The 12,062-nt window shown below is 68.7% G+C and carries 8 protein-coding genes; 6 read left to right on the top strand and 2 right to left on the bottom strand.

Annotated elements, in window-relative coordinates; all coding sequences use genetic code 11:
• Positions 1-8 precede the first annotated feature (8 nt).
• The 5 genes from H521_RS20890 (at position 9) to H521_RS0101720 (ending at position 3,492) form a co-directional block, all read left to right on the top strand.
• On the top strand, positions 9-818 hold the full coding sequence (locus H521_RS20890) for an ABC transporter permease (protein ID WP_022891299.1): 810 nt from the start codon (positions 9-11) through the stop codon (positions 816-818).
• Entirely contained in the window at positions 815-1,582 is a 768-nt protein-coding gene (locus H521_RS20895) for an ABC transporter permease (RefSeq protein ID WP_022891300.1), read from the top strand. The genes H521_RS20890 and H521_RS20895 overlap by 4 nt, the downstream gene beginning before the upstream one ends.
• A gap of 2 nt (positions 1,583-1,584) precedes the next feature.
• The gene (locus H521_RS20900; protein WP_022891301.1) at positions 1,585-2,448 is read left to right on the top strand and encodes an ABC transporter ATP-binding protein; all 864 of its coding nucleotides are present in this window, start codon (positions 1,585-1,587) and stop codon (positions 2,446-2,448) included.
• Entirely contained in the window at positions 2,448-2,882 is a 435-nt protein-coding gene (locus H521_RS20905) for a VOC family protein (RefSeq protein ID WP_022891302.1), read from the top strand. The genes H521_RS20900 and H521_RS20905 overlap by 1 nt, the downstream gene beginning before the upstream one ends.
• A gap of 112 nt (positions 2,883-2,994) precedes the next feature.
• The gene (locus H521_RS0101720) at positions 2,995-3,492 is read left to right on the top strand and encodes a TetR/AcrR family transcriptional regulator (RefSeq protein WP_281167445.1); all 498 of its coding nucleotides are present in this window, start codon (positions 2,995-2,997) and stop codon (positions 3,490-3,492) included.
• Here H521_RS0101720 and H521_RS0101725 read toward each other — a convergent pair.
• Complete coding sequence (locus tag H521_RS0101725; RefSeq protein ID WP_022891304.1) at positions 3,479-4,513, bottom strand: LacI family DNA-binding transcriptional regulator; 1,035 nt, start codon at positions 4,511-4,513, stop codon at positions 3,479-3,481. The two genes, H521_RS0101720 and H521_RS0101725, sit on opposite strands and share 14 nt — an antisense overlap.
• Before the next feature lie 228 nt (positions 4,514-4,741).
• Between H521_RS0101725 and H521_RS20910 the strand changes: the two genes are divergently transcribed.
• Positions 4,742-10,657, top strand: coding sequence for a GH92 family glycosyl hydrolase (locus tag H521_RS20910; protein WP_022891305.1), 5,916 nt, complete (start codon positions 4,742-4,744; stop codon positions 10,655-10,657).
• Positions 10,658-10,899: 242 nt separating this feature from the next.
• Here the strand turns inward: H521_RS20910 and H521_RS0101735 are convergent, their stop codons facing one another.
• On the bottom strand, positions 10,900-11,856 hold the full coding sequence (locus tag H521_RS0101735; RefSeq protein ID WP_051159153.1) for an N-acetylglucosamine kinase: 957 nt from the start codon (positions 11,854-11,856) through the stop codon (positions 10,900-10,902).
• Between the last annotated feature and the right edge of the window lie 206 nt (positions 11,857-12,062).

Consider the following 12,062-nt stretch of genomic DNA (forward strand, 5'->3'; position numbering starts at 1 on the left):
GCCTCATCGTGACCGAAGCACTCCATGGGGCGGGGGTCTCGCACCCCCGCTCCCTCGCGTGGCGTCGCGCCGGCTGGCGTCTCGCCGCACTCCTCGTCGTCCTCGCAGGCTGGCTGCTCGCGAGCGCGACCATCGGCGCGCAGTCGTTGCCCGGGCCATGGGCCGTGCTGCAGGCGCTCCTCGCGCAGCTCGTCGCACCGCAGTTCTGGGTGGCGACCGGCCAGACCGTGCTGAGCACGATCCTCGGCCTCGCGGTGGCGAGCATCATCGCGATCCCGACAGGGCTGGCCATCGGAGCGAGCCGCTTCGCGTCAGCGTCGACGCGCATCATGCTCGACTTCCTCGCCTCGATTCCGCCGGTCAGCTTCCTGCCCCTCGCGCTACTGCTGTTCGGCCCGAGCCTGCCGATGAAGCTCGTGCTCATCGGTTACGGATGCTGCTGGCCGCTGCTGATCCGCACGATCGACGCACTCCGCGACATCGACGGCGTGCAGCACGACGTGTGCACGGCGTTCGGGCTGCGCGCCTCGACCAGATGGCGCCGCGTGTACATCCCGGCTGCGATGCCGGGCATCCTCGTGGGCCTTCGCACCGCCTCGACCATCTCCTTGCTACTGTCGATCGTCGCGGAGTACATCGGTGGCGCTGACGGGCTCGGCGCCACGCTGACGAAGGCGCAGCAAGACGGCAACGCGGACATCGTGCTCGCAATCGCTGTCGTCACCGCTGTTCTCGGCGTGCTGCTGAACCTCGGCATGCAGGCCGTCGAGCGGGCGGCGATCCCGTGGCATCCATCGGTGAGAGGAACGGGCCGATGACGATCATCCGTCGCGCGGTCATCGCGCTCTGGCTTCCCATTCTGCTCGTATTGCTGTGGTGGTTCGCCTCGGCCTCGTCGACCTCGCTCTTCTTCCCGCCGCTCGCCGACATCGTCTCGGCGACGAACGCACTGTGGATCTGGGATCACACGATCGTCGATCTCCTCCCGAGCCTGCGCAACATGTTGCTGGGGCTCGGCATCGCCACCGCGCTCGGCGTCGCCCTCGGGCTGGTGCTCGGCAGCTTCCCGAGGCTGCTCGCGACGTTCGACCCGGGCATCGAGTTGTTCCGTGCCCTCCCGGCCGTCGCCATCCTGCCCGTCGCGATCCTCGTGCTGGGTCTCGGCGATTCCATGCGGGTTTTCGTCATCGTGCTCGGCGCCGTCTGGCCGGTGCTCATCAACACGACAGCCGCGGTACGCGGTATCGACCCGACCACGCGCGACGTCGAGGCGGCGTTCCGGCTCTCCGCCGCGAGCCGCTTCCTGCGAGTCCGGCTCCCGGCCGCGCTGCCGCAGATCCTCGCAGGCGTGCGTGTCGCGCTCTACATCTCGGTCGCGCTGATCGTCGTGAGCGAGATGCAGGGCGCTGGAGTCGGCATCGGCCACTTCCTGCTCGCATCCCAGCGCAACTGGGCCATCACCGACATGTGGACGGGCATGGTCGTGCTCGGTTTCGTCGGGTACGGCCTGAGCATCCTCTTCCGCTTCGCCGAACGCGCGCTCCTGCGGGCCTATCCGCCGCAGCGCCTCGGAAAGGACTGATCATGACCATCGCAGACCACCGCACCACTGGAGAGACCGTGCCCGTCGCATCCGACCCCGCCGCTCCGCTCGTCGAGGTGCGCGGAGTGAGCCACAGCTACACCACGAAAGCCGGCAGCCGAGAGGTGCTCCGCAACATCTCATTCTCGGTGAAGCCCCGCGAGTTCGTCTGCATCGTCGGGCCCTCCGGTGTCGGCAAGACCACGATTCTCCGCGACATCGCGGGCCTGCAGGCTGCCACCTCGGGCGAGGTCCGGGTGGCCGGAACCGCGCTCGCCGGGCCCAGCAACGACATCGGACTCGTGTTCCAGGACTACAGCCGCTCGCTGATGCCGTGGATGAGCGTCACCGATAATGTCGCGCTGCCGCTTCGAGGCCGGATGTCGCGGACCGAGCGAGATGGCCGCGTGGCATCCGCCCTGCTCGAGGTCGGCCTCGTCGGCCACGAGGAGAGCCGGCCGTGGCAGCTCTCGGGCGGCATGCAGCAGCGCGTGGCGATCGCACGCGCCCTCGCTTTCGGCGCGCCAGTGCTGCTGATGGACGAGCCGTTCGCCTCCGTCGACGCGCAGACACGTGCCGACCTCGAGGATCTCGCCCTGCGAGTTCGGAACGATACAGGCCAGGCGGTCATCCTCATCACTCACGACATCGACGAAGCCATCTACCTCGCGGACCGCATCGTCGTGCTCGGCGGCAGGCCAGCATCGGTCGTCGAGGAGATCGAAGTGCCGTTCGGGCCCGAACGGCAACAGCTCGTGACCAAGGCGCTGCCGGAGTTCGGTCGCTTGCGAGCGCGAGTTCACCGCCTCATCGAGGACGCCTCCCGTGCGATGACCGGGAGCATGCCGGCTGTCGAGGAGTCCTGATGGCGCCTGCTGCGACCGCGCCGCCGATCAGCGGGCTGCATCATGTCGCGACCCTCGTGCCCGACCTGGCCGCCAGCCTCGCCTGGTACCGGCGCGTGCTCGGTGCCGTGCGGCTGGATCATCTCGATCACCATGACGCTTCGGGTGAGCTGACCGCCGTGATCGTCGAGATCCCGAATCTCGGCGGGGTGCTGCAGCTGCGACGATCGGCGGAGCCGCTGCCCGCTCACTACGACCCGCTCACCCTCGAAGTTCGGGACCTCGCCGCCCTGGGGGAATGGGCGGCTCACCTCCACGCGATCGGCGTGCACCACAGCGGCGTCATCGTGAAGCGCACGGGCCATGGGCTCGAGGCGGAGACTCCGGAAGGAACGATCCTGCGCTTCTACACCGCTCCGAGCGGTGGGTTCCGCGCGGTCGAGTTTCAGGAATGATCGAACCGCGCCGGAACAGGATGGATCGAAGGGGCTCTCGTTGGCGAAGATGACCGAGCAGCGACGCCGGGCCCGGCGAGCGCACTACATCACCGCCGCATGGCGCTGATGACTGCGCGACGGCGTCGCCGCGACCACGATGCAGAACGTGCTCAGAGAGGCGAAAGGTTCGACCGGCGCCCTCTACGGGTACTTCCCCACCAAGGCGGAGCTCATTCGCGCCGCGATGGCGGAGGGGATGTCGCAGCTGCGCGACGTGGTCGCGGTGTGGCCGATCGCCGCCGACACGACGCTCGAAGAGTGGCTCGACGCTGTGGCGGGTGGGGTCGACGACCCGGGCCGGGAGGCAGAGGAGCCGCTGTTCCCGCTCACGCTGCAGGCTTGGGCGCACGCGATGGGCGATGCTGAGACGGCGGCATTCGCGACGAGCTCGCATGATGCTCTCGTGCGACTCTGGGTCATGCAATTGGAGAGTGCCGGAGTCGCGACCGACCTGGCACATCCGCGAGCCGAAGCGATGGGCCGCATGCTGCGTGGATACATCGTCGAGCGCGCGCTCGCCGACGCTCGTGGACGGAACGACCACGGCACGACTGTCAGCTCGAGTTGAACGGACCGGCGATCTCGCCCGAGCCGCGTGCGATGAGTCGCGTCTCGAGTTGGATGTGCTGCGTGGGGCGGTCGTCTCCCGATACCCGGCGCAGGAGCAGTTCGGCGGCGAGCTGGCCCATGGCGGCCGGATCCTGCGCGATCACGGTGATGCCCGGATCGAGCACGTCGCTGAGCTCGAAGTCGTCGAAGCCGAGGAAGGCCGGAAGCGGGCGCGGGCCGTGTTCCTTGAGATACCGCAGCAACACGACGCTCCAGCGGTTGTTGCCCGCGAAGATCGCGGTGGGCGGATCATCGAGCTTCTGAACGGTGTCGATGAGCGCCGCTGTGGCGTCGGCATGCGGCGGTGCCATCACGACCAGTCGGTCGTCATGCTCGATGCCCGCGGTCGTCAGGGCATCGCGGTAGCCGGCGAGACGCTCCGTCGCGGTGTAGACGGAAGCCGAATCGCCGAAGAACGCGATGCGGCGATGACCGCGGGCGATGAGGTGCTGGGTGCCCGCGGCGGCGCCGCCGCGGTTGTCGGCGAGCACGGTGTCGGCACGGATGCCCGGCACCGGCCGGTCGACGAAGACCATCGAGCAGCCGGCATCGAGTTCAGCCCGGAGAAATGCCGAATCGGTGTCGGTGGCCGGGGCGATGATCAGTCCCGCAGCGCCTCGAGAAGAGAACGACTCGATGATGCGCCGCGAGCGTGTGGGATCTTCGGCGGAGGAGGCGGAGAGCAGGAGGTAGTCCTGTGCCAGCGCGACGTCTTCGACGGCGCGGCTGAGTACCGAGTAGAACGGGTCGGCCACGTCTTCGAGTACCAGCCCGATCGTGGCGGTCGTGCCCTGGCGCAGCTGGCGCGCGAACTCGTTGCGGCGGAACCCGAGCTGGTCGATGGCAGTGCGCACCGCCTCGAGGGTCTCGGCACTCACGTAGCCGACGCCGTTCACGACCCGCGACACCGTCTTCGGACTCACGCCCGATGCAGCGGCGACGTCGCTCATGGTCGCGCGGGCGCGCTGCGGGGACGTCATATCGACAGGATAGCGGTCGGAGGGGTCCGTGAGACATCGATGTCAGGTAATTCCGGCGATATCGAGGCCCGCTACGGCGAGAACTGAATCAAAGCCCACGAAGTTCGGGGATCCACTGGCGACGGATGTAGGACAACGTTGACACACCGGGTGAACTCTCGCTAGGTTTGCGCAGGGATGCCTCCCGTGCATCCCTATCCCAGCCGTTTCAGTGTCGAGAGGCCCCGCATGCCGGAGCGCAATACCCGCAGCATCACCGCCGCGATCAGTACCACCGTCACCACCAGCCGTCGCCCGATTCCGGCATTCCTCCGCCGCATCAGCGCGCCGCTGCTCGCCGGGGCGCTCGTCGCCGCGGCCATCCCGCTGTCGATCGGGTCGCCTGCGGTCGCGGCGACCAGCACCGCCCTCGCGGGCGAGCACGATTGGTCGACCTCATTCGAGCCCGGCGAGGCGGTCGCGCCGTTTGCGAACCGCGTCGAACTCGATGTGGCGGACAACGGGGAAGATGGCGACCCGCTGCAGCAGAACGTCCACGGCGTCAGTGGTGGCAGCCTGTTGTCCAGCGTGGCGCAGGTCACGGCGAGCGGCGAGAACGCACCCGGCGAGGCGGCGGTGTGGGCCGCCGACAGCAATCCCAACACCAAGTGGCTGGTGTTCTCGGCCACCGGGTGGCTCCAGTACCGGCTCTCCTCCGCAGCGAGCGCCGTCACGTACACGCTGACCTCGGCAGACGACGCTCCCGAACGCGACCCGAAGAACTGGGTGCTCAAGGGCTCGAACGACGGAACGACCTGGACGAGCCTCGATACCCAGACGAACCAGACGTGGTCGGCCGCCGAGCGCAAGGTCAAGAAGACCTACACGGTCGCGACCCCCGCGGCCTACAGCTACTACCGGCTCGACGGCATCGCGAACCACTCGGGCGGCCTCATCCAGCTCGCCGACTGGGACCTCATCGCGAGCGTCGACCCGAACGCGCCCGAGGCGCCCATCACGACCACGATCGGCACCGGTCCGACCTCTGGCTACAACATGAAGGCACGCGTGGGCTGGACCGGCATGCACTCGCTCCGGTTCGGCGGCGAGCACAGCGGCGACGGCGCGGCATCCGTCACCAATCGCCTCTTCGACGTCGAGATCCCTGTCGGTCAGCGCACTCGCCTGTCGTACATGATCTTCCCCGATCTCACAGCGAACGACCTGCAGTACCCCTCGACCTACTCAGCCGTGAATCTGCGCTTCAGCGACGGCACCGAGCTGAGTGACCTCGCCCCGACCGACGTCTACGGCATCGACGCGACGGCGCACGGCCAGGGCAGCGGCAAGGTGCTCTACCCGAACCAGTGGAACCAGGTGGAGATCGACCTCGGCACCGTCGCCGCCGGCAAGACGATCACCGCCGTGCAGTTCTCTTACGACAACCCGGGCGGAGCGGATGCCACCGCCTTCGGCGGCTACGTCGACGACATCGCGATCGAGGCGGAGCCCGCCACGGTCGACGACTCGAGCCTGACGCACTTCGTCGACACGCGACGCGGCACCAATTCCTCGAGCGCCTTCTCGCGCGGCTCGAACGAGGCGATCACGTCTCTGCCGAACGGATTCAACTTCCTCGTTCCCGTCACGAACGCCAGCGCCACGTCGCGCGAGTACTCATGGCAGCAGGACAACACCGAGGCCAACCGCACGCGCTTCGAGGGCCTCGGCATCTCGCACGAGCCGAGCCCGTGGATGAGCGACCGCAACCTGTTCTCGGTCATGCCCGTCGCCGGCGCCGCCGCTCCGAGCGGCAACTGGCACACGCGAGCGGCGACGTTCGGCCACGACAACGAGACGGCGCAACCCGACTACTACGGGGTCGACCTCGACAACGGCGTCACTGCCGAGATGACGCCGACCGACCACGCCGCCCTCATGAAGTTCACCTTCACGGGCTCCGCCAACAGCGTCGTGCTCGACGCGCCGAACAACGACGGCAGCTTCACCATCGCCGCCGACGGCACCGTCACCGGCTGGGTCGAGAACGGCGCGGCGGGGAACACCGGCCGCACACGCATGTTCGTGTCCGGGAGCTTCGATGCGACGCCCACGGCCACTGGCACCGCCTCCGGCGGTCGCGCGCTCACGAAGTTCGCGACCTTCGACACCTCCGGAGACACGACGGTGGAGCTCCGGTTCGCGACCTCGCTCTTGAGCCTCGACCAGGCCGCGAAGAATCTCGCGCTCGAGGTGGGCGGCGACAGCTTCGACGAGATCCGCGAGTCGGCACGCACCGCCTGGAACGACCGCCTCGGCGTCATCGAGGTCGAAGGGGCATCCGAGACCGAGCTGCGCACCCTCTACAGCAACCTGTACCGCCTGAACCTCTACCCCAACTCGCAGTTCGAGAACACGGGCACCGCAGAGGCCCCGGTCTACAAGTACGCGAGCCCCGTCTCGGCGCAAGTCGGCGCGAGCACCGCGACCACGACCGGCGCGAAGATCGTCGACGGCAAGATGTACGTCAACAACGGCTTCTGGGACACGTACCGCACGACCTGGCCCGCCTACGCGATGCTCTACCCCGAGCTCGCCGGCGAACTGGTCGACGGCTTCACGGAGCAGTACCGTGACGGCGGCTGGATCGCCCGCTGGTCTTCGCCCGGCTACGCGAACATCATGACGGGCACGAGCTCGGATGTCGCCTTCGCCGACGCCTACCTGCGCGGCGTCGAGCTGCCCGATGCCCTCGCCACCTACGACGCCGCGATCAAGAACGCCAACACGCCGTCGGCGAACGAGAACGTCGGCCGCAAGAGCCTCGCGACCTCGACCTTCCTCGGCTACACGCCGGCCTCGCAGGGCGAGAGCGTCTCATGGGCCACGGAGGGCTACATCAACGACTACGGCATCGGGAACATGGCCGCGGCCCTCGCGGATGACCCGAACACGCCGGCCGATCGCGTCGCGCAGTTGCGTGAGGAGAGCGAGTACTACCTCGACCGCGCCACGGCGTACGTGAACCTGTTCGACCCGGCGATCGAGTTCTTCCAGGCACGCAACGCCGATGGCACCTTCGCCACCCCGGCTGCGCAGTACAACCCCAAGGCCTGGTGGGGCCCGTACACCGAGACGAACGGCTGGAACTTCGCGTTCCACGCCCCGCAGGACCCGCAGGGTCTCGCCAACCTCTACGGCGGCGACCAGGGCATGGAAGACAAGCTCGACGAGTTCTTCGCGACCCCCGAGACCTCACTCGGCTCGATCCACGAGGAGGTCGAGGCTCGCGACGGCCGATTCGGGCAGTGGGGCGTGAGCAACCAGGTCAGCCACCACATCCCGTTCATGTACAACGAAGTGGGAGCACCGGCCAAGGCGCAGGCCATCGTGCGCGAGGCGCTGCAGCGCTCGTACGCGGGCGGCAACATCGGCCAGGGCTACGCTGGCGACGAAGACAACGGCGAGATGAGCGCGTGGTACATCTTCAACGCGCTCGGCTTCTACCCGATGCAGGTGGGCTCCACGGAGCTCGTGCTGGGCTCGCCCCTGTTCACCAAGGCGACCGTGAAGCTGGCCGACGGAAAGTCGCTCGTCATCAACGCCCCTGAGAACAGCACCGAGAACGTCTACGTGCAGTCGCTGCGCGTGAACGGCGAGGAGCACACGTCCACGTCGATCGATTCGCGCGTCCTCACCGACGGCGCGACCCTCGACTTCACGATGGGATCCGAGCCGAGCGCCTGGGGCACGGGTGAGGGCGACGGGCTGCCGTCGCTCACCACCGGCGCCGAGGTGGCCAACCCGTTGGTCGACGCCACCGATCCGTCGCTCGCCACGGTCACGAGCGCGGGCGGGGAGAGCGTCTCGGCACTCGTCGACAACACCTCGCGCACGCAGGTGACCTTCGCCGACGCTACGCCTGCCGTGACCGTCGCCTACAAAGGTGCCAAGCAGAAGCCCACCTTCTACACGATCACGTCGGGGGCGACGGCGGATGCCGACCCGTCGGCGTGGACGCTCGAGGGGAGCAACGACGGCATGACGTGGACCGAGGTCGACTCGCGCACGGATCGCGAGTTCGCGAACCGCTCCGAGACCGTGCCGTTCAAAATCGCGAACCCTGCCGCCTTCCAGCAGTTCCGACTGACGGTGACGGCCGGCGACGGCTCGATCTCGCTCTCGGAGATCGAACTGCTCACCGACGGCAGCGGCGCCGAGGCGAACACGCTCACGTTCAGCCCCAGCGCCGGTCTCGGGGCCACCTCGGGTGTCGCGAGTGAGTTCGATCTCGGCATCCTGTCGGGCGGCGTGGCCGAGGGCTACGCGGCGACCGTCGACTGGGGTGACGGCACCGCCGTCGACGCGGCGACCATCGAGGCGGCGAAGCTCGGCAACCACCCGGTCTCCGCCGGTCACACGTACGCCGAGCCCGGTGTCTACCGGGCCACGGTCACGGCGACCGACGGCGTCTCGAGCTTCGCGGCATCCGTTCCGATCACCGTGGACTACCTCGAACCGGGCTCGCTGCGCGCGGCCTTCGACAGTGTCTGCATCGGCGACGACGGCGTGGGTGCCGATTGCGATGCGAAGGGCTTCTCGTTCCCGCGCAAGGGTCTCGCCGACGGCGGTCTCACCGCCGGCGTCGAGCACGACGTGCCGGGAACCGACCTGACCTTCACGATGCCGGTCGTTCCGGCCGGCGCTCCCGACAACGCGACGGGCGCAGGCCAGACCATCGCGGTCGACCTCGGCGAGGGTGCCACGAAGCTCTCCTTCATCGGAGCGGCGACGGAGCGCAACCAGGACACGACGGCCACGGTGAACTTCACCGAGGGCGACCCGGTCACCATCCCGCTGCAGTTCTCCGACTGGACGAAGGGCGGCAACGCGAACGCGACGGCACCCTACGGCAACCTCGAGGTCGTGAAGTCGGCGTACCGACTGGCCGGCGGATCGGTGCAGAACACCGCGTCGTACTTCTTCTCCACGGTTCCCTACGAGATCCCCACGGGTCGCACGGTCGCGAGCATCACGATGCCCGTGCAGCCGGGCGCGCCCGGGGTCGAGGGGCGGGTGCACGTGTTCGCGATCGCGTCGAACGGCACGCAGCCCGACCTCGGCTTCGAGGCGACCGCCGGCGAGGACATCACCGGCACCGCGGGCGAGCCCCTGGAGGCCACGCTCGCGGCAATCACCCAGGCGGATGCCGCCGCTGACGCGCCCATCGTGCGCGTGCAGTGGGGCGACGGCACCGTGACGGAGAACGCCGACGTAGCGGCATCCGACGATGGCCTCACTGCCACCGGGGGCCACACCTACGCGGCGGCGGGCAATTACACGGTCTCGGTGACCGTCGCGACGGGCGCACGCACGACGCACCTGACGCTCACCGCGGAGATCGAGGCGGCTCCGGTCTACGAGACCACGCTGACGGCCGACCCGGCCGACGACGTGCTCGCGGGTACTGAGATCGCCGTGACGGGTGACGGCTTCAAGGCCGGCGAATCCGTGACGGTCGTGCTGCAGACGCCGACGCCGGTGGAGTCGACGGTCGACGCCGATTCCGACGGTCACGTCGCCACCACGGTGACGGTGCCGGCGGATGCCGCTCCGGGCCTCTACGCGATCGTCGCCACCGGCGCCGAGTCGGCGATGCCGGCGACGGCGACGGTGAACGTGGTTCCGGATGAAACGGACCCGGTCTACACGCCGCAGTTGCACTCCGACTCCACCTCGGGTCGCCCCGGCGACCTGGTGACGGTCACCGGTGAGGGCTTCGCGCCGGGCGAGAAGATCACCGTCGAGGTGCACTCCGACCCCGTGGTGGTCGGCACGGCCACGGCCACGGCCAGGGGCGCATTCAGCCTCACGTTCACCCTGCCGGACGTTCCCGTCGGCGCACACCGAGTGGTCGTGACGGGGGAGACCTCAGCGGTTCCCGTGTCGTTTGCCTTCGAGGTGCTCCCCGCACAGGTGCCGGGTGACGGCAGCAGCGGAACGGGTGGCCCGACCGATCCCTCGGTCGCGGCCCTGAGCAACACCGGTGTGGACGGAACGTTGCTGGCCATCGTCGGTGGTGCCGCGGCACTCCTCGTGCTCATCGGTGCGGCGCTCGTGTTCCTGCGTCGCCGCGCCGTGAAGGGCGCCGCAACCGGGGCGTAGGCGGGCTGCGGGGCGCGGTGTTCACGCCCGCGCCCCGCGTGCCGGAGCCGGCGTCGACCCCACGGGTCGGCGCCGGCTCATCGTCATGCGCTCAGCGCTGCTCGAAGGGCGCCGTCACGTGGCTCGCAAGGAGGTCGGGGTCGACCGTCGCGGTCGACGGTGAGCTGCACGAGATAACCCTGCACAGTGGTCGGGATGGTATCGGCGAGGGCATGCCGGTCACCGAGGGAGTCCTGGCTGGATCAAGGGCGCGCGCGCGAGACGAGCGACGCGAGCACACTTGCATCCGTGACCTGGGCGAGGGTCTCGGCACCGTCGAGCGGGTCTGCATCGGCGATCTGGATGTCGGCGTCGGGGAGGAGAGCGTGGAGTGCGGACGTGAAGTCGGCCACGATGTGCGCGCTTCGGAACACCCCACCCGCCGCCCTGATCTTGGGGTGCGGGGCGACGTGCTCGCCGACGCGGCGAAGTCCGGTGAACGCCGCGAGTGCCAGTTCACCCGCGCCGCGAGCGAGGATCGTTCGGGCGACCACATCGTGATCGGCCAACCCCGAGACCTGCCGCGCATATGCGGCGATGCGTTCCACGCGGCTCGGGTCGGCCTGCAATTCGATGTACGCGGCTTCGGGGTCAAGGAAGTCGGACTTGAGGACCTCGAGGAGGTCGGTCTGCGGGCCGCGACCGTCGTGGGCGCGCATCGCGGCATCCAATGCCTCCCGTCCGATCCAGTACCCGCTGCCGGCATCGCCCATCAGGTTGCCCCATCCGTCGATGCGTGCGACCTCGGTTGCGCCGACCGCGAAGGCGACCGACCCGGTGCCTGACGCGATGACGACGCCGCGGTCGTCACCCAACGCCCCGAGGAACGCGGTGACGGAGTCATGTGCGAGCGTGATCGACTTCACGCCGAGCTCCAGTGCGCCGGACTGGAGGAGCGGGTTCGCATCCGATTCGTGCCGGGTCAAGCCCGATACCCCGACACCGACCATCGTCGGTCGGCAGCCGCGCTCGAACGCATCGCGGATCACGTCGGCGAGCTGCGGCCGCAGCGGGAGATCAGTACGGATGCCGGGACGTGCCCACTCGTGCAGATCAGCGTCGCGGTACCGGACCTTGATCCCCGACTGGCCGGCATCAACCGCCAGGACCGCGTTTCCCCCACTGCCGCCGTCTCTGGGCGCCACCACCTCGGACCCCATGACCATTCCTCCCGCTCGTGCATCCGAGCGCGCACCCGCGACCGCCGACATCCGATCTCCCCGACAGGGAGTCCGGGTCATGCTAAGCGCCCGCCGATGTCCCAGTCAATTCGCATGTCAACGATGGACTTCGTTTCTGCTGGTGGGTTCCGATCGTGCGCGGTTCTGTGAAAAGCTGTGGAGAGCACGCGATGCCACGAGTGCCG

The organism is Agromyces subbeticus DSM 16689 (assembly GCF_000421565.1).
Classification (GTDB): Bacteria; Actinomycetota; Actinomycetes; order Actinomycetales; family Microbacteriaceae; genus Agromyces; species Agromyces subbeticus.